The sequence below is a fragment of the Nesterenkonia sp. AY15 genome (genome assembly GCF_022565855.1).
Taxonomy (GTDB): Bacteria; Actinomycetota; Actinomycetes; order Actinomycetales; family Micrococcaceae; genus Nesterenkonia.
The window spans coordinates 354,369-372,897 of record NZ_JAJOYV010000001.1; the positions used below are offsets into that span (position 1 = coordinate 354,369).

The window sequence follows — 18,529 nt, forward strand, 5'->3', positions numbered from 1 at the left end:
TGGCCCGGACGGGGAGGCGGGTGTCGGAGATCACACTCCGAACAGTTCATTTCGATTTTGCACTCAGGAAATGTGTGCGTAGACTAAACAAGTCGCAACGCGGGGTGGAGCAGTTCGGTAGCTCGCCGGGCTCATAACCCGGAGGTCGCAAGTTCAAATCTTGCCCCCGCAACGAGATAAGGCCCCGGACCTGGGGAACACCAGGTCCGGGGCCTTTTGCTTGCCCTGGGGGAGTCTCAACTCCGCTCTGACTTTGAGATTCCTTCGTTCTGGCCGAGTCGTTGGATGAGCCTGCCTGCCGTACCGCGGAGCCCTCGCTGAGAAAAAGCGGGACGCCGTCGACCTGGGGCAGTGCGGCAGGTTCGTCAGGGTGCCAGATTCCGCGGACCAGGCTCTCCTCGGCGGTCGAGCAACCCCATCGGATATCGCTGGACATCTGTGCCGGTCAAGACCGCAGAAGCCAAGGTCCCGCGGAGGGCCGCCGTGGGGTGCTCCCGGTCCGTGAGCGGATCGGACCCTCAGCCGCTGCTCGTAGGGCCGCAGACCCCGGAGGGCACTCGGTCACCGGAGTTCAGCCGAGGCTGGGCTCCGGTGACTCTCACGACGGCGGTTCTTCGCGCTTCGACGACGTTCGGCCCGCCCTCGAGCCTCACCAGTGGGCGGGGCCTGAACGAACGAGAGTCGACCAGGAACGCGCGTCACTCACTGTTCGCCTCATCCTGGAAGAACTTCATTGCCATCCAACCATGCGTCACAGCGCCACCTGCCCGAAGTGCTGCGGAGACCATCACGGCTTCGGACACTTCCTCTTCGGACGCACCAGCCTTATACGCACCCCTGGAGTGAATCTCGACGCAATGTGGGCACTGCGTTGTGGTCGCTACTGCGATCGCAATGAGTTCGCGGAGTTTTTTGGACAACACATGATCGTTTTCGGAGAATACGGCGCCATCAAACGCCGCGAAAGCCTCGAATCCTTTCGGGGATCCCTCCTTTATAGTCTGCATGTGTTTTACGTCAGACGAGTCGTAATGCATCATATTATTGCTCTTCCACGTTTCTGTTTTTGTATGCAGTGTTCATCCACGGGATCTTCGACTGGCGACGTGTGTGGCGTCTTCCGTTCCGCGCTTCGTGCGCGACTCGGTCAGCGCTGCGGGGCAGCGCTGTAGTCCACCACCACACGCCCCTCGATCTTGGCGTGCTGCATCTCGTCGAGGACCGCGTTGATGTCCTCGAGTGGACGGCGACTGTAGGTGGGACGGATCTTCCCCTGGGCGTAGAATTCCAGGGCTTCGACCATGTCCTGGCGGGTGCCCACGATCGATCCGCGGATGGTCAGCCCCTTCAGCACGATGTCGAAGATCGGGGCCGGAAATTCTCCCGGAGGCAGGCCGTTGAACACGATGGTGCCGCCGCGGCGGGTCATGGCGATGGCCTGACCGAAGGCCTTGGGGTGCACGGCGGTGACCAGGACGCCGTGGGTCCCGCCGGTCTTCTCCTGTATCTCGATGGCCGGATCCGTCATCATGGCGTTGACCACGATCTCGGCACCGTGCTGCTTGGCCAGGGCCAGCTTGTCGTCGGCGACGTCAACCGCCACGACCCGCATGCCCATGGCCACTGCGTATTGGACAGCGATGTGGCCCAGGCCGCCGATGCCAGAGATGACCACCCACTGGCCCGGGCGGACCTCCGTCTGCTTCAGCCCCTTGTAGACGGTCACACCGGCGCAGAGCACCGGTCCGACCTCGTAGGGGTCTGAACCATCAGGGATGAGGGGGGCGTACTTGGCGTCCACGATCATGTATTCGCCGAACGATCCGTTCACGCTATAGCCACCGTTGTTCTGAGACTCGCACAGAGTTTCCCATCCGGTACGGCAGTATTCGCAGGTTCCGCAGGCACTCCACAGCCAGGCATTGCCCACCAGCTGGCCCACGGAAAGCTCGGTGACGCCTTCCCCCAGCTTCTCCACGGTCCCCACGCCTTCGTGGCCGGGGATGAACGGCGGACTGGGCTTGACCGGCCAGTCGCCCTCGGCGGCATGCAGGTCGGTGTGGCAGACGCCGGAGGAGATGAGCTTGACCAGGGCCTGGCCCGGCCCTGGCTCGGGAATGGCGACCTCTTTGATGACGAGGTCCTGCCCGAAGGCCTCAACGACTGCTGCCCTCATCGTGCCTTGGTGGGCCTGTTGGGTGTCCGAGTCCGTACTAGTGGAGGAAGCGGTGACATTGCTCATGATGGCTCCTTGATCGTGGCGGGTCTTCTCTTTGAGGTCCGGGTCGAGACGGAGGCCGCCTGCTGACGCCTGTTCCCGGACCAACGTCCAAGTACCAGTCGGGTCTGCGTCTGGACCATGCCGACTCCACGGAGCGGGCTGTTGTTCACGCGGCCTCTTGGCGTGACTCTAGTCACATTCGAGTTGCATCCACGTTGCATCCGCAGGGGCGCTCGCGTCTGCTCGGCCGTGGAGGGAGATCATCCTGATCGCGCTCCCACCTCTGTTCTTCCACGCGCCTGACGATGCAGCGGCTGTGATCAGAGGTCACCAGGTCGACGGGACCGCAGGAGGCTTTCCTTGCGCCAGGGTTCAGATCAGCGGATCACATTGACTTGACCAACGTCCCTGGTCAGTCCAGCTAGTGGGACCAACGGCCCTATCTGCCGTCGTTTCTGGACCACATAGTGGATTCGGGCTCGGGAGACCGGGGATGGGATCGGCGAAAACAGGCGGAGGCAGGGCATGCGGGTGGCCGTTTACAGTGCAAAGCCGTATGACGAGCAGTTCCTGACGGACGCCAATGTCGCCCATGGGCATGAGCTCTCCTTCCTGGAGACCCGTTTGTCGCCTGAGACCCTTCCGCTGGCTGCAGGCGCTCACGCGGTATGTGTCTTCGTCAACGACGACGTGGGCGGGCCCGTGCTCGATGGCCTCAGCCGGCTAGGTGTCCGCAACGTGATGCTGCGGTCTGCGGGTTTCAACAATGTGGATCTGAAGGCGGCAGCGAAGCTCGGAATCTCGGTCTCCCGCGTCCCGGGATACTCCCCGCACGCCGTGGCGGAGCACTGCGTGGCCCTGGTGATGTCATTGAATCGCCAGATCCACCGGGCCTACAACCGGGTCCGGGAAGGCAACTTCGCGTTGAACGGTCTGATGGGATTCGATCTCCACGGCAGGACGGTGGGAGTCGTGGGCGCTGGCCGGATCGGGACCTGTTTCGCGCGGATCATGCTCGGCTTCGGCTGCCGGGTGGTAGTGAGTGATCCCCACCCCAGCGAGGAGTGCCGGAGGATGGGAGTGGAGTACCTGCCTCTGGAAGAAGTGCTGGCACACAGTGACATCGTCTCGCTGCACCTGCCGCTGACACCGCAGACCCACCATTTCATTCAGGCTGAACGTCTTGCCAGCATGCGTGACGGTGTCATGCTCATCAATACCAGCCGAGGTGCGCTGATCGACACGAGCGCGGTGATCGATGCCCTCAAACAGGGGAAGATCGGTTACCTGGGTCTGGACGTGTACGAAGAAGAGGAAGATCTGTTCTTCGAAGACCTTTCGGACGAGGTCCTGCACGATGACGAGTTCTCGCGACTGCTCACCTTCCCCAACGTGCTGATCACCGGCCATCAGGCGTTCTTCACCCGTGACGCGATGACGCACATCGTGACCACCACGATGGAGAATCTCACGGCGGCGGCGCGCGGCGAAGTCCTGAACCAGATCACCGTTGACGACCTCGCAGAGTAGCGGGGCAGGAGATGCTGGCATTCCTGGCAGCTGTACCGGTCCTGTTGGTCCTGGTGCTCATGACTGTCGCCAACTGGTCGGCAGCCAGGGCAGGGCTGGTGACGGCCGCGCTCACCCTGGTGCTGGCCGTGGCGGCCTTCGGCTTCGGGGGTCCGGCGGATCCGTTCAGCGTGGTCTCGGGCACGGCCGGCGTGGTGGCCGAGGCTTCATTCATCGCCGCGACGGTGGCGGGAATCATCGGTCCCGCGTTGGGGATCCACTACCTCCAGCAACGCACCGGCGCTGCCGAGCGGTTGCACGCCGGCTTGGCCCGCCTCCACCCGGACCCCCGGATGGGGGCGCTCCTGGTGGCTTGGTTCTTTGCGCTGTTCCTTGAGGGCGCCGCTGGGTTCGGTACGCCGGTGGCGCTGGCCGCACCCTTCCTGGTCGCCGCAGGTCTCCCGCCGGTGCGTGCCGTGGCGGCGGCCCTCATGGGCCACGCCGCCGGAGTCTCCTTCGGTGCCATCGGCACGCCGGTGCTGGCACAGAGTGCGCTGGTGGATTTCTCAGGGACGGAGCTGGCAAGGGCCACGGCTCCTTACCACGTCATCCTCGGCGGGATCCTGACAGCCGCAGTCGTCCTGACCATCGACCGCGCTATGCCCGGTACCAGGAGGTTATGGACCTGGGGTGTCCTGGCCGCCGTCTCCTTCCTTGTGCCCTATGGCCTGATCGCCGCTTTTGTCGGTCCTGAGCTGCCCACGCTAGGAGGTGCCATCGCCGGTGTCGCCATCTTCGCCGCCCTCCTTGTCCGACGGCGGCGCCTGGAGAACGCCATCTCCGGCGGTGGACCTGCGGAGGCCGGTGACCCAGGAGGGCTGCTGCGCGCAGCCGCCCCGTACCTGGTTCTGGTGCTTCTCGTCCTCGCGACTCGCCTGATTCCTCCGGTCCGAGACCAGCTTGAGGGCGTCACGATCGAGTGGGTGACCGGTACCGGGTTCACCGGCAGCGTCCAGCCGCTGTTCCACCCGGCGGCATTGCTGACCGTGGCCTTTGTCTCCGGAGCGGTCCTCCAGCGGGCCTCGCGACGCGATGTCCGTGGGGCATTCATCACTGCGACCAGGCAGCTCGGCCCGGTGCTGGCGGCGCTGGTCGCGATGATCTCTATCGCCCGCACCATGTCCTATGCCGGGATGACCAACGAGCTGGCCTACGCGGCGGCCGGCATCGGGATAGCGTGGCCTCTGCTGTCCCCAGCCGTCGGAGCGTTCGGGACGTTCGTCACCGGCTCCGCCACCGCGTCCAACGTGCTCTTCACGGAACTCCAGACCACTGCCGCCCACGCTGCAGACCTTCCGGCGCTGCCCCTCCTCGGGGCACAGGGATTCGGAGCCGCGGTAGGCAATATCGTCTGCCCGCACAATATCGTGGCCGCCGTCGCCACCGTGGGCCTCACCGGGAAAGAGGGAAAGGTGCTGCGCTCCACGTTTCCCATCGCCATTCTCTATGTCGCGCTCGGAGGTCTCCTGGCCTTTGCCTTCACGCGCTGACCTGAGGTCGAACCTCCCAGCACCTGGAAGAGGTCGAAGACGAGTCACACGGTGGGCAGTTCAGCTTCGAACCGCGTGACGTCTTCGGCGCGGCAGAGCTCGGTTCCGGGCAACATCGCGGTCGCGCTTCCTGCCGCGACGGCCGTCCGGAAGGCCTCAGCGAGGGGTCTGCCCTCGGCCAGGCGCAGCACGAGACCGCCGAGGAAGGCATCACCGGCTCCGACCGGGCTCGCCACCTGCACCTTCGGCGTCGGCAGGCGCAGCGCCCCCGCCGCGGAGACGAGCAGGGCGCCCGCCGATCCCATGGTGAGCGCGATGACTTCCGCGCGACCGTGGTCGATGAGGTCGCGAACAGCGTCGAGCTGTTCTTCAGGACTCAATTCGTGGTCAGCCCCGACAAGTTCGGCGAGCTCGTCCCGACTCGGTTTGATCAGGAACACTCCTTCGGCCAGGGCCGCGTGGAGCGGGACCCCTGCCGCGTCGACCACGAGGTGAACGCCCTGTTCGGCCACGGAGCGGGCAAGTATGGCGTAGAAGTCTTCGGGCACCCCGGGTGGGAGACTTCCACTGGCAACAAGGTATCCACCGTGCGGGAGATGGGCGGTGACGGTTGAGAGGCAGTCGTGCCACTCCGCTTCGCTCAGGGCCGGCCCCGGCAGGACGAACCGGTACTGATCGCCCGTCGACGTCTCGTCGACGGTGAAGCTCTCCCGAGTGTCACCCGCGATCGCGATCACCGTGCCGTCGATCCCTTCATCCGCGGCGAACCTCCGGTACTTCGCGCCAGTGGGACCGCCGAGTGGGTATATCGGCGTGGAGCTGCCGTTCAGGTTGCGTATCGCGCGGGACACATTCACCCCGCCGCCACCGGGATCGACGCGAGCCGGTCCGCAGCGCAGCTTGTGCTCGGCGCGCACCCGATCGACCGAGCTCGACACGTCGAGGGCGGGATTCATCGTCAGCGTCACTATCGGTGAGTGCATTGGTTCTCTGCCTTTCCTCGACCACACAAGCCCAAGAAGACGGGCAACGATTCGGTGCGCGGCACCGCCCGGAGACAAGCCCAACATCGATCGGCGGCGGACGTTCATCGCCCTCCGCTGCCTTCACCATCCAGTGGCGCGTGCGCCTCGAGTAGGGCCGGAAGTCCCCTCGGCAAGTCCATCGGCCCTGCTGGGATGAGTGTCCTGATGGACAGGGCAGGAGGGGAGCGCCGGAAGCCCTCAGGGGATGCCCGGGCGGACTGCCAAGCAGAGAGTCGCGTCAAGCGTGAAAGGCCGCAGGCGTCCCGTGTTTGTGTCGCTGCCCAGCAGTGACGTGAATCACATATACCCTCATGGTTGGCCCCGGGCACCGACGGTCGGGGCTGCCGCCAGCTCGTATAGCGCGGTGGCATCAGCAGCACCTCTAGGAGACACATGCAGTCCACCAAGCCGACCAGTCGTCGTCGCCGCCTTGCGGCCGTCGTGACCGCCGCGTCACTCATGCTCGCCGCACCAGCCGGCGTCGCACCCGCAGTGGCGAGCGCCAACTTCCCCTCGCCCAACGGGCAGACCAACATCTCCAGCATCTTGACCTACGCGGATGTGCAGAAGGAGCTGCAGAAACTCGAGAAGACCTCCCGCTTCAACGTCGATGTCTTCACCCTGGCCGAGGCCGGCACCTCAGTGAACACCTCCGAACAGGGCCGTGACCTCTATGTCGCCACCGTGGGGACGGGCCCGGAAGAGGTCTGGCTCCAGGGACGCATTCACGGGAATGAGCCCTACGGCACCGAGTCCCTGCTGACTCTGCTCAAGGACCTGGGCACGAACGGCTCGGCGGATTACAACCTGCTGCGTGAGAAGTACACCTTCCACATCATCCCGATGTACAACCCGGACGGTTCCGAGGCGAATATCCGTCAGACGATCCTCTGGAACGACTTGACCGGTTCCCCCGAACTCAATGAGAACGGCAGTGAACGGCGAGTAGACCTCAACCGTGACTGGACCGAAGCAGGGTTCGCGGCCAAAGAGTCCTTGGCGTTCTACGAATACTGGACCATGGTGAAACCTGACTTCGGTGTGGACATCCACCACCAAGGCTTGAAGCAGCAATGGGGAACAGGTGATGACGTCACGTTGTCCCTCGGAATTTCCCTGGCCCCGGGTGGACCTACTCTGCCGGGTCTTGCAGATGGTACCTACGACGTTCTGACCCGGCAGATGATGGTCCATGTCTTCGACGAACTCTCGAAGTACGGCTCCATCAATATCGATCGCTACCAGGTGGGCAACGGCCTGGAGATCGATATCAAGGGTGGCGTCGTCTCAGCGATGATGCTGGGCCTGGACTACCAGGGACTGAATCCGGAAGGTCACAGCAACCCGGTCGTCTTCCTTGAGACGAGTGGGAACACCTCCGATGGGAGCCTGGGCCAGAAAGCCCGTGGCAAGTCGGTCCGGCAGAATGTGCTGGCACTGGAGGAGCTTCTGATCGGAATGGCGACGGGAGAGATCCAGCAGGAGGATCCGGAGCGGTGGGATGAGATCCCTCATCAGCCGACGACTGGATACCTGACTGACTACGCAGGCACGATTCCGGCTCAGTAGGCGGAGCTGGACACGGGGGATTCTCCCTGCCGGCTGGCGGGAGAATCCCCCGTGTTCAAGGGATGGGGTTTCGCCGTGCTGCCTCAGGGACGGCCTCGCCGTCGACCTCAACGGAGGGTGGCCGTTGCAGCAGTTCGAGCAGCAGGATGGCGATGAGCGCGCCGATCGCGGTCCAGAGGGTCACCTCCGGCGTCAGCGGCCTCACGAGCAGCACGATCGCCGCGCCGATGACGGCGATCGCGATCCGGATGTACCGGCGGGCGCGGTAGAGGAACGCGCCGAACCGGCCGGTCGTCGCCCCGGCGCTCTCCGCCGCAGCACGTGTTCGCCTGGCCGTGTCGACGGTCAGGCGGCGGACCGCGATGGCGCCACGGAATGGCCCGGCGAGGTAGGCGACGACGGCGGTGGTCACGCCAGTCACCCCGACGGCGAGCACCGTCGAGCAGAGCAGGGGCACCAGGGCGTCGTAGACCGCCTCGGCGGCACTCGACGGCAGGTGCTGCGGCGAGATCGAGGCGACCGTGGCGATGCGTCCGACGGCCACGCCGAGCGCGAGGAACGCCATCGCGAACGTCAGACCGACGCCGGCCCAGATCAACGCCCTCGCCTTCCTCCTCGCGACGAGGACTCCGCCCGCGAGCAGGCCGATGCTCACCCAGGGGAGCACGAAGCCGAGCACGTCGAGCGCCTGGTAGGCCGTGCGTGCCTGGACGAGCTCATCGGACTGGGCGACGACGACCGTCCGGTCGACGTCGGGGATGCGGTCGGCCAGCGCGAACCCCTGCGCGGTCAGCTGCTCCTTGACGGAGGCGATGATGGGTCCGATCTGGATGCCCACTTCGCCCGTGTCGCTGATCACGACGGCGCCGGAGGTGTCCCCGCTGAGGACGGCGGTCAGCCGGGCATGGCTGATCCGCAGCGACTGGTCCCACACCTGCTCGAACTCGTCCGAGGCGATGAGTCGCTCGGTCGTGGAGCGGATCTGCGACTGGGCGCCCTCCACCGCGGGCTGCTCGAGGAGCTGGAGCGCGGCGGCGGCCCTGGGCGGGAGGTCGAGGGTCGCGATTCCGTCGAAGAGGTCGGACGTGATCGTCTCGATGTCGATCTCCTCATTGATGGCCGCGGTGATCTCGTCGACCAGGAAGGCCTGGAAGGCCGGGTCCTCGAGGATCGGCGACACGGTGGCGACGAACTGGTCGGTGTTGGTGACTTCGGTCTTCGTCCATGCTGCGACGACGGCGAGCGGGGCGAGGAACACCCCGAGCGCGAGCAGCAGCGCGGCGAGGAACGCGCGTCCACGTCCGGTCCGGCGCGTGGGGGCGGGCGGTGGCGCCTCCACCGGCTCGGTCCGCAGCTTCGACTGCAGCCGGGCGACCTCCGCCGACAGCCTTGCAATTTCCTGGTCCCGGGTTTCAGCGACACCCATGTGCACCGCGCCTCTCGATCTGGAGGGAGGCTTCGGAGAACGCCTCGGATTCGCACCAGCATGCTCCCGGACATGGGCGCGAACAAGGTACGTCGGCCCGCCATCGCCACCACCGGGATCGACGCGAGCTGGTCCTCTGCGCGGCGGCGACCCTCAGAGAAGAGCACCACATCGCTCGGCGGCGGACGTTCATCGCCCTCCGCCGCCTTCACCATCCAGTGGGGCGCGCGCCTCGAGCAGGGCCGGAAGTCCCACAGGCAGGACCATCGGCCCTATTCGATGAGTGTCCCGCCCGGCACGGTAGGAGAGGAGCGCCGGGACGGCTCGGGAGACACTGGCGAGGGCCATCGACGTCGCGATGCGAGTGGGTGCCCCCAGATCTCAACGATTGAGGGTAACGAGTGGAGGGCGCGATGTCCGCTGTGAATCTGGGGGAGTCGCACCCGCGAGGTGAGCGACGGCAACGTTCGCCAGCCGACCTCACCCACCACCCGGCCGCCGCTTCGGGTTCACCGAACAAGCCTCACGCCCATTCCGCCGCTCACGTGCTCGAGGGCCTCGCCACCACTCGCTCTGGACTTGAGTCGGACGAGGTGCACCGGCGCCATACGCACTTCGGGCCGAACAGTCTCCCCGAGCCTTCGCGCACCCACCCGGTACTGCGCTTTCTGGCGCAGTTCAACAACGCCATCATCTACGTCCTCCTCGTGGCAGCGGTGATCAAGCTCGTTTCGCGCGACTACATCGACGCGTCCGTGATCTTCGCGGTCGCCCTGATCAACGCCATGATCGGATTCATCCAGGAGGGACAGGCCGAAAAGGCGCTGCGTGGGATCCGCCGAATGCTCTCTCCGCGCGCGACGGTGAGACGCGATGGCGGATGGCACGACATCCAAGCAACCACGCTTGTACCAGGGGACATCATTCGCGTCCATGCCGGTGACCGCGCCGCGGTCGACGCGAGGCTGGTCGAAGCACGTGACGTCAGGGCCGATGAGGCGGCGCTGACGGGTGAGGCGGTGCCCGCAGCGAAGCACACCAGGCCAGTCGAACACGAAGCGCTCCTCGGTGACCGGCACAACATGCTCCACGCCGGGTCGGTCGTAGTAGCGGGACGTGCCGAGGCGGTCGTCACCGCCACGGGAACCCGCACAGAACTCGGGCGCATTCAGAAGCTGGTGCGCGACGTGGAGCGCACCGACACCCCACTGATCCGGTCGATCAACCGGCTCGGGCGCCAGATCACTGCCACCGCGCTCGTGCTGATGTCCGTCATGGTGGCCCTCGGGTTCGTGTTGCACGGTGACTCGTTCGAGGAGCTGGTGCCCTCGGCCATCGCTTTCGCGGTAGCTGCGGTGCCGGAAGGTCTGCCCGCCGTCGTGACGATCACCCTCGCACTGGGCGTGCAGCAGATGGCCGCACAGCGAGCGATCATCCGTCGACTCGCCGCAGTAGAGACCCTCGGGTCGGTCACCGTCATCTGCTCGGACAAGACCGGAACCCTGACCAAGAACGAGATGACCGTGCGGGCTGCCGCGACAGCTGTTTCCCAGTACACGGTCACGGGCGAGGGATACAACCCTGATGGGTCGGTGCTGCGAGAGGGTGCGGTGGTTGATTCGTCCTGTGCTGACCTTCTTGAACTGGCGCTCGTCATGGCGCTGTGCAACGACGCGCGCCTCGATCACACGGCTGCCGGCGAGTGGCGAGTCGTGGGCGATCCCACCGAAGGTGCGCTGATGAGTTTCGGCCGCAAAGCGGGCGTCGACCTGGCTGGATACGGGCGCCGAGATGAGATCCCGTTCGACGCCGAGGTGAAGTACATGGCCACCCTTGATCAGTCCCAATCGGGAGAACAGTTCGTCTCAGTGAAGGGCGCACCCGACCGTCTTCTCACCTTCTGCGAGTTTCAGCGTCGGGCCGACGGAGGGCAGGATCCGATAGAGCCCGCTCGGTGGCATGCACTGATCGATGCATACACCGCCCAAGGCATGAGGGTCCTCGCAGCCGCGCGCCGTGATATGCCATCGGATGCGGTGACCGTCGAACATGCTGAGCTTCGAGGCCTGGTGATGCTGGGAATCGTCGCCATCGCCGACCCGCCGCGGCCAGAAGCGACAGCCGCGATCGGCGAGTGCCAGGACGCAGGCGTCCGGGTGAAGATGATCACCGGTGACCACGCACTCACCGCCCACGCGATCGCCACGGAGATGGGACTCGCCGATACCGCCGCGACCACGCTGACCGGGGCGGACATCGACCACATGGACGACGAACAGCTGCGGGCCAGGGTCGGCGACGTCGATGTGTTCGCGCGAACCAGTCCTGAACACAAGATGCGCATCATTGCGGCTCTGCAGTCCCTCGGCGGGGTGGTCGCGATGACGGGCGACGGAGTCAACGACGCTCCCGCGCTGACCCGCGCCGACGTCGGCGTCGCCATGGGCATGAAGGGCACAGAGGCCGCGAAGGATGCTTCCGACGTCGTCCTTGCCGACGACAACTTCGCTACCATCGAGCGAGCCGTGCGTGAGGGTCGGCGCGTGTACGACAACCTGCAGAAGTCGGTGGTGTTCATCCTGGCGACGACCCTCGGACAGGCGCTCGTCGTCTTCACCGCAGTCGCGGTCGGCTATCCGGATCCGCTGCAGCCCACCCAGATTCTCTGGGTGAACCTCGTCACCGCCGTCACTCTGTCGCTCGCATTCGCCTACGAGCCCGTCGAACCTGGAACGATGACGCGACCACCGCGACCGCCCGAAGACTCGATCCTCGCAGGCAGCCTCTTGGCGTTGGCGGGAACGGGTATCGTGGTGGCCGCCGTGACGACCACAGCGTTCTTCGCCGCACTCGCTTCCGGCGCCGACCTGGATGCCGCACGCGCTGCCGCGGTGGCGGTGCTGGTGGTCTCTCAGATCGCCGTTCTGTTCAATGTGCGCCTGCTGCGTCGCTCGAGCATCACCCGCCGTGTCCTCACGGGGAATCGCGCAGTGTGGATCTCCATCGCCGTACTTGCCGTGCTGCAGACTGCGTATACCTATCTGCCACCCCTCCAGGTATGGTTCGGATCCGTCCCACTTTCCCCAGCTCAATGGGTGACCGCGTTCGGTTACGCCCTCGCAAGCTTCCTGTTGGTCGAGGTGGTCAAAGCAACGGGGCGGTACCGTGCGAATCGCACGTCACCGCCGAGGCGCTCACGCCGCTCGCGGCTTGGGCGGGGTGAGTAGATCGCGGTCACGGACCTGTGACAGGAATTGGTCGAGGAATCTGCAGGAGGTGCCCGTGAGGCGAGAGACCCTGGAACGCCACCAGGTGTGGTTCTACCTCGCCGCCGTGACGTGCGGCCTCGGCCTCGGCACGCTCGCCCCACAGCTGGGCGTCACCGCCGATGTGCTGATCTGGCCGACGCTGGGTCTGCTGCTCTACGCGACGTTCACCCAGGTGCCGATGGTAGCGGTGCCTGCGGCCTTCACCGAGGGGCGATTCATGGCGGCCGCGCTTCTCGGAAACTTCGTGCTGCTGCCGGCGGTGGTCTGGGTGCTGATCCAGTTCGTGCCCGAGAACCAGGCGCTGCAGCTGGGACTGCTGCTGGTGCTGCTGGTGCCATGCACCGATTGGTTCATCACCTTCAGTCAGCTCGGGCGAGGCGACGCCACCCGGGCCACTGCGTTGACCCCGGTGCTGCTGGTGCTCCAGCTGCTGCTTCTGCCGCTCTACCTGTGGCTGATGTCAGATGCTGACCTACGCGTGGTGCTTGCGCCCGCGGAGATCTGGCCCGCCTTCCTGGTGGTGCTGCTGCCACTGGGGCTGGCCGCATTGACCGAGGTCTGGGCTGGAGGCAGTCCCGCGGGAGCGGCCGTGGTCGTTCGTCTCGGGTGGTGGCCGGTGCCGCTGCTGGCGGTGGTGGTGCTGCTCATCGCCGTCGCGAACGTCGGCTCCGTCGTCCACGATGCTCACCTGCTGCCCGTGGTGCTGATGGTGGTGAGCCTGTTCCTGGCCATCAGTCTGGTGTTGTCCAGGGTCTTGGCGAGTGTCGCCCGGCTCAACGTCGCCCAGGGGCGCACCCTGGCATTCTCGATGGGCACCCGGAACTCCTTCATCGTGCTGCCCTTCGCGCTTGCCCTTCCCGCGGGCTGGGAGACCGCCGCGATCGTGGTGGTCATGCAGTCCCTGGTCGAACTCTTCGGCATGATCTTCTGCCTCTGGTTCGTTCCCCGCGTGCTCTTTCCCGACGTCCGACCGTCAGCGCCGTGGGGGCCACGAAGCATCGGGTGAGGCGTCCTGCACCGCCCGGTAGGCTCAGGCCATGGAACCGGTCACAGACAGCGTCGAGGACTACCTCATGGCCGCAGGGCGCTCTGCAGAGATGACCGTGTTGGACGGCTGGATCACCGCCGAGCTGCCGGGAATCAGCCGGGTGCTCTGGCGCGGACGCATGTGGGGCGGCACGGAGCAGACGATCATCGGATACGGCAGGCTGCGTCAGCCCAAGCCGCGCGGCGCCGCTGTGGACTGGTTCCTGATCGGGCTCGCGGAGCAGACCAAGCACCTCTCCGTCTACGTCAACGCGGCCGAGGACGGCAATCACCTGATCCAAGAGCGAGCCGATCGGCTCGGCCGGGTGAAGGTCGGCGCCGCTGCGCTGACCTTCACGACGCTGGAGCATCTGGATCATGCAGAGTTCCGCAGCCTCATCGCGCGCGCTCGGGCGCTCAACCCCGAGGTTGTCTGACCCGTCATGGCAGGGGGCAATCGGACTTCTGGGCGCAGCGTGACATCGAAGGTCCTGGCCATCCTGGAGGTCTTCGAGACCTCGCGCAGATCCATGCCGCTGAGCGAGCTGGCCGCCCAGGCGGACCTCCCGGTGTCCACTACCCACCGTCTGGTCGGCGAACTCGTCGAATGGGGACTCCTCAGCCGTGGCGCCAACGGCAACATCCAGCTGGGAATCCGGTTGTGGGCGATCGCACAGAACGCGGGAAGGCAGCTGCGCGAGACCGCGCGACCGTTCATCCAGGACCTCTACTCACTCACCGGGGAGACCAGTCAGCTGGCAGTGCGGGATGGGACTTCAGCGCTGTACATCGAACGGATCTATGGGACCAGGCGAATTCCACGCGCCTCCCGAGTGGGAGGACGGCTTCCGCTCCACGCGACAGCCGTGGGGAAGGTGATCCTTGCTCACGATGAATCCTGGGTGCGCTCCGGGTATCTGGAACGCCCACTTGAGCGGCTCACGCCGGCGACCCAGGTGGACCCCGAGCGGCTCTCCGCGGAGCTGGCAAAGGTCAAGGAGCAGGGATACGCGGTCACCATGGAAGAGGTGCGCATCGGTTCCTGTTCGATCGCAGTTCCCGTGTTTCACAGCGGTCGCATCGGTTGCGGTATAGGACTCGTGGTCCCCTCCAGTCATGGACGCACCATGACGCGGCACCTGCCGGTGCTGCGCGGGGTGGCTAAGAAGATCGAGGAACACACGGCTCACATCCCACTGGAGTCCCTGTTCGGCTCACTGGTGGAGCCGCTGCCGGACGAGCCGCGGGAGCACTGACACTGACCTGAGCGCGGCTTCGCCGCGCTCATCTGCGTGTGGCGCTTCGGTGGACTGACTGGTAGCTCAGGTACGCCGCCAGTCCCTCGGGACCATATTCGGTCCCGAGACCTGAATCGTGACGCCCCCCGAAGGGCGCCGCATGGTTGGAGGCGAAGAAGTTGATGCCCACGCTGCCGGTGTCCATGCGTCTTGCCACCTGCTGGGCGTGCTCCTCATCTTCACCGAAGACGATGCCTCCGAGCCCGAAGCTGGTGTTGTTGGCAACCTCGAGCGCATTGTCGAGATCGTCATAACGCAGCACCGTGAGCACCGGGCCGAAGATCTCCTCCCGAGCGATGCGCATCTCCGGGGTGACTTCGGAGAATACGGTCGGTTCCATGAAGTAGCCCCGTTCCAGCGCGCCGCTCATGGTGCTCGGCCGACCGCCAGTGATGGCGATGGCACCTTCGGCCAGTCCCGACTCGGCATAGCCGCGCACCGTGTTGAACTGAGATGCCGTCGCGCAGGGTCCGAAGACCGTCTCGGGGTTCAGCGGGTCGCCCTGCGGCTGGCTGCGCACCGTCTCGGCGACCATGTCGACGATCTCGGCATAACGATGGCTCGGGGCAAGGATCCGCGTGGAGATGTAACAGGTCTGGCCGGTGTTGCGCAGGCAGGACTTGATGAGCCGGGACGCCATCAGATCCAGATCCGCGTCGGGCAGCACCAGCGCGCTGGACTTCCCTCCGAGCTCCAGAGTGACCGGACGCAGCAGCTCTCCCGCGGCGGCCGCGATGCTGCGTCCCACCGGCGTGGATCCGGTGAAGGCGACCTTGTCCACGTCTCGATGCCGCACTAGGGCATCGCCGAGACGGCCGCTTCCCGTCACCAGGTTCACGACCCCTTCGGGGACCCCGGCGGCGCGGCAGGCGTCGAGGATGTATCGGAAGGACAGCGGGGTGGGGGAGGCGGGCTTCATGACCACCGAGCACCCTGTGAGCAGCGCCGGGGCCAGCTTGATGACCATCAGGTTGATCGGGAAGTTCCAGGGTGCGATCAGGGCGCATACACCGATCGGATCCCTGTGGACCAGGGTGCTGCGGGTCGGGTCGGTGGGGAAGGCTCGCTCATCGGGATCATCGAGCAGCGTTGCCAGGCCCGCGAAGTACCGCAGGATGCCCGCGGCGTTCGCGGCCGCCCCGGAGGACTCCGCGATCGGGGTGCCGTTCTCCCGGGACACCGTCGCCGCGATCTCAATGGAACGGCGCTCCACCTCCTCCGCGATGCGCAGCAGGTGCGTGGCGCGGATCGCGGCCGGGAGTCGCCGCCAGGGTCCGTGGTCGAAGGACTCCCGGGCGCTGGCCACCGCCGCATCCACATCCTCGGCCGAGCCATCCGGGACGGACCCCCAGACCTCACCGGTGGCGGGATCCGTGACGTCGTTGCGGCGCTGCGAGCTGGTGGCGCGCCAGGATCCGCCGATGAAGTGATCATGGACCGCGGTGTACGGCAGGTCCAGGTGAGCTCGGCGCTCGGCGGCCGTCGGGGGTGTCGTGGGCCCAGGCTGGCTCATCGCAGGGCCTCCGTGCGCAGCAGGGAGGAGGACCGGGAGAAGTCGGCGCGGGCCATCTGAACGCCTGCCTCGGTGAGCAGCTCGGGGATGATCTCCCGCTCGAGTCGATCACAGTAGGTGGAGGTGTCCATCGCGAACCAGGAGCTGGCCAGCGCGATGCCAGCGGTGTCGAAGCGCCACAGCCGGTCGGCGTCGCGGACCAGCGCGTCCTCCAGCGAATAGGCCACGGCCCGGGTGTCATGGCCGTCGATGATCTGACAGACCTGCTCGACGAAATCGGCGCCATAACCCAGCGGCGGCAGCACCCGACGGGCGACCACGCACCCCTGTTCCTCATGCTCATACCGGATCGCGGCCTTGCGCCAGTCGCCCCCGAATCCCTCGCTGAGGATCCTGGACTCGTCGACGTGGGCCCACCCGGTGTCGTGGAGCAGGATGCTGACCAGTACCAGCTCTCGGTCCGCCTCGGGATAGGCGTCGCAGAGGCGCTCGGCGTAGGCAACCGAAAGAGGCAGGTGGACCGAGTTGCCGCGCACTCGGGTCTCCGGCGCCACGGAGTTCCACAGCTGGGTGAAACCGCGGCTGGGAGTCATCGCGATCGGGGCGGTCTCCACGTCTTGGCCGGTAGGGATGGGCAGGATGGGGTGGCTGCGGGCGAACTCTTCGGCGCGAGGGTCCCGCGTGTGGGTGTCCGGCTCGCTGGGTGCCCACTGTGGGTAGTTCTGGTTGATGCTCATGCTCAGCCTCTCTCAAACGTCGCGGATGATGGACTTCAATGCGACGGACGGGTTCGATGCCTCTTCGGCAGGGATGTTCTTTCCGTTGGACAGGGCGCTCTTCACGGCCATGAAGTCCAGAGGGTTGTTCACGCAGTCTGCGGCGATGATCTGTTCACCGCGGTAGTAGAGCACGGCGAACCGGCCCTTCTCCTCATCACGGCGGACGAGGGTGCGATCGTGCCCGAGCGAGAGTCCGGCGATCTGAAGTTTCAGGTCGGCCTGATTCGACCAGAACCAGGGGGTCCCGGTGTATTCCTCACGCCGGCCCATGAGCGCGTATGCGGCCACCTTGGCGTGCTCCACGGCGTTGTTTACACTTTCCAGACGGATCCGTTCACCCACGGGTGCCCCAGGCATCGGGTTCGGCAGGTTCGCCACATCTCCCACCGCCACGGTGGTGCCGTCGGACGCAAGGGCGTGCCGATCCACGCGGATGCCGTTGTCGACCGCCAGGCCCAGCGACTCTGCGAGCTCGGTGTTGGGCACCACGCCGATGCCGATCAGCACGATGTCGGCCTTGACCACCGTGCCGTCCTGGAGCTGCACCCCGGTGACGGAGCCGTCGTCGCCGGTGATCTGGGTGAAGCGGGCTTCGAGACGGACGTCGATTCCGCGCTCGCGGTGAGCCTGGAGGAAGAACTCGCTCGTCGCTTCGCCCACCGCGCGTCCGATCAGACGCTGCCCGTACTCCAGCACCGTGACGCGCTTGCCCATGGCATGCATCGAGGCCGCCGCCTCCAGACCGATGAAGCCACCACCGATCACGACGACGTCGCGGGCACCGCTGGCGAGCTCCTTCAGCTTCAACGCGTCGTCGGCATTGCGAAGATATACCACCCCGTCCAGCTCGACGCCGGGCACATCAAGGCGACGCGCACGTGCCCCCACGGTCAGGGCGAGCCTGCGGAAACGGATTCGATCGCCGGTGGCAGAGACGGCTGTCCCACCGCCGTCGTGGCACCGTTCGACCTCCGTGATGCGCACGTCCTGGGCCAGGGCTATCCGATGGTCCTCCCAGTACTCGGCAGTGCGGAAGATGAGCTTCTCCTTGTCCATCGTCCCCTGCAGGAACTCCTTGGACAGCGCCGGACGCTGGTAGGGCCGGTGGGCCTCATCTCCGAGCAGGGTGATGTGGTCCGTGCAGCCCAGCGCCCGCAGGGAGGCCGCCAGCTGGACCCCGGACTGTGAGGCCCCGACGATCAGCAGATCGGTGAGCTCAGGTGCGATTCCTGCGGGCAGGACCCCCACCGGAGAGGCCTGCGCCGGGCTGGATCCGGCGCGACTGGCTTCGACGGACCGGCCCGTCCCAGCTGTGGTGTCTGCGGTGGCGTGTGACATGGGGTT

The 18,529-nt window shown here is 66.0% G+C and carries 14 protein-coding genes and 1 tRNA gene; 8 read left to right on the forward strand and 7 right to left on the reverse strand.

The window, feature by feature from the left end; genetic code table 11:
- The first annotated feature begins 98 nt into the window (after positions 1-98).
- Positions 99-172: transfer RNA gene (locus LSI54_RS01570), tRNA-Met, on the forward strand.
- Positions 173-698: 526 nt separating this feature from the next.
- On the opposite strand, the gene LSI54_RS01575 is transcribed toward LSI54_RS01570, so the two are convergent.
- Together LSI54_RS01575 and adhP are read right to left on the reverse strand one after the other, a co-directional pair.
- Positions 699-1,040 carry a carboxymuconolactone decarboxylase family protein gene (locus LSI54_RS01575; RefSeq protein WP_241463890.1) on the reverse strand — a complete coding sequence of 114 codons (342 nt, stop codon included), beginning with the start codon at positions 1,038-1,040 and terminating at the stop codon, positions 699-701.
- A 107-nt stretch (positions 1,041-1,147) separates the two neighbouring features.
- Positions 1,148-2,176: an alcohol dehydrogenase AdhP gene (gene adhP / locus LSI54_RS01580; RefSeq protein WP_241477786.1), complete on the reverse strand. Its 1,029-nt coding sequence runs from the start codon at positions 2,174-2,176 to the stop codon at positions 1,148-1,150.
- 570 nt (positions 2,177-2,746) lie between these two features.
- Here adhP and LSI54_RS01585 point away from each other — a divergent pair.
- Both LSI54_RS01585 and LSI54_RS01590 read left to right on the forward strand, forming a co-directional pair.
- Positions 2,747-3,751 (forward strand): 2-hydroxyacid dehydrogenase, encoded by a 1,005-nt coding sequence (locus LSI54_RS01585; protein ID WP_241477594.1) that lies wholly within the window; start codon positions 2,747-2,749, stop codon positions 3,749-3,751.
- Positions 3,752-3,762: 11 nt separating this feature from the next.
- Positions 3,763-5,280: an L-lactate permease gene (locus tag LSI54_RS01590; RefSeq protein WP_241463893.1), complete on the forward strand. Its 1,518-nt coding sequence runs from the start codon at positions 3,763-3,765 to the stop codon at positions 5,278-5,280.
- Positions 5,281-5,324: 44 nt separating this feature from the next.
- Here LSI54_RS01590 and LSI54_RS01595 read toward each other — a convergent pair whose 3' ends face one another.
- Complete coding sequence (locus LSI54_RS01595) at positions 5,325-6,248, reverse strand: 1-phosphofructokinase family hexose kinase (RefSeq protein ID WP_241477595.1); 924 nt, start codon at positions 6,246-6,248, stop codon at positions 5,325-5,327.
- A gap of 450 nt (positions 6,249-6,698) precedes the next feature.
- Between LSI54_RS01595 and LSI54_RS01600 the strand changes: the two genes are divergently transcribed.
- On the forward strand, positions 6,699-7,874 hold the full coding sequence (locus tag LSI54_RS01600) for a M14 family zinc carboxypeptidase (protein WP_241463896.1): 1,176 nt from the start codon (positions 6,699-6,701) through the stop codon (positions 7,872-7,874).
- A gap of 55 nt (positions 7,875-7,929) precedes the next feature.
- Here LSI54_RS01600 and LSI54_RS01605 read toward each other — a convergent pair whose 3' ends face one another.
- The gene (locus tag LSI54_RS01605; protein WP_241477596.1) at positions 7,930-9,300 is read right to left on the reverse strand and encodes a hypothetical protein; all 1,371 of its coding nucleotides are present in this window, start codon (positions 9,298-9,300) and stop codon (positions 7,930-7,932) included.
- Between the two features lie 413 nt (positions 9,301-9,713).
- On the opposite strand from LSI54_RS01605, the gene LSI54_RS01610 reads away from it, so the two are divergent.
- Genes LSI54_RS01610 through LSI54_RS01625 form a run of 4 tightly spaced genes read left to right on the forward strand, consistent with a single transcriptional unit; the run spans position 9,714 to position 14,851 of the window.
- A complete protein-coding gene (locus LSI54_RS01610; RefSeq protein ID WP_274617491.1) occupies positions 9,714-12,527 on the forward strand; it encodes a cation-translocating P-type ATPase in 2,814 nt (937 codons plus the stop codon).
- Positions 12,528-12,582: 55 nt separating this feature from the next.
- Positions 12,583-13,575 carry an arsenic resistance protein gene (locus tag LSI54_RS01615; protein ID WP_241477598.1) on the forward strand — a complete coding sequence of 331 codons (993 nt, stop codon included), beginning with the start codon at positions 12,583-12,585 and terminating at the stop codon, positions 13,573-13,575.
- Positions 13,576-13,606: 31 nt separating this feature from the next.
- Positions 13,607-14,032: a DUF1801 domain-containing protein gene (locus tag LSI54_RS01620; protein WP_241470140.1), complete on the forward strand. Its 426-nt coding sequence runs from the start codon at positions 13,607-13,609 to the stop codon at positions 14,030-14,032.
- Positions 14,033-14,071: 39 nt separating this feature from the next.
- Positions 14,072-14,851: an IclR family transcriptional regulator gene (locus LSI54_RS01625; protein WP_342357784.1), complete on the forward strand. Its 780-nt coding sequence runs from the start codon at positions 14,072-14,074 to the stop codon at positions 14,849-14,851.
- Positions 14,852-14,879: 28 nt separating this feature from the next.
- On the opposite strand, the gene LSI54_RS01630 is transcribed toward LSI54_RS01625, so the two are convergent.
- Genes LSI54_RS01630 through LSI54_RS01640 form a run of 3 tightly spaced genes read right to left on the reverse strand, consistent with a single transcriptional unit; the run spans position 14,880 to position 18,523 of the window.
- Positions 14,880-16,406: an aldehyde dehydrogenase family protein gene (locus LSI54_RS01630; protein WP_241463902.1), complete on the reverse strand. Its 1,527-nt coding sequence runs from the start codon at positions 16,404-16,406 to the stop codon at positions 14,880-14,882.
- Positions 16,403-17,143, reverse strand: coding sequence for an HD domain-containing protein (locus LSI54_RS01635; protein ID WP_241477599.1), 741 nt, complete (start codon positions 17,141-17,143; stop codon positions 16,403-16,405). The genes LSI54_RS01630 and LSI54_RS01635 overlap by 4 nt, the downstream gene beginning before the upstream one ends.
- A gap of 12 nt (positions 17,144-17,155) precedes the next feature.
- The gene (locus LSI54_RS01640) at positions 17,156-18,523 is read right to left on the reverse strand and encodes an NAD(P)/FAD-dependent oxidoreductase (RefSeq protein ID WP_241477600.1); all 1,368 of its coding nucleotides are present in this window, start codon (positions 18,521-18,523) and stop codon (positions 17,156-17,158) included.
- Positions 18,524-18,529: the final 6 nt, after the last annotated feature.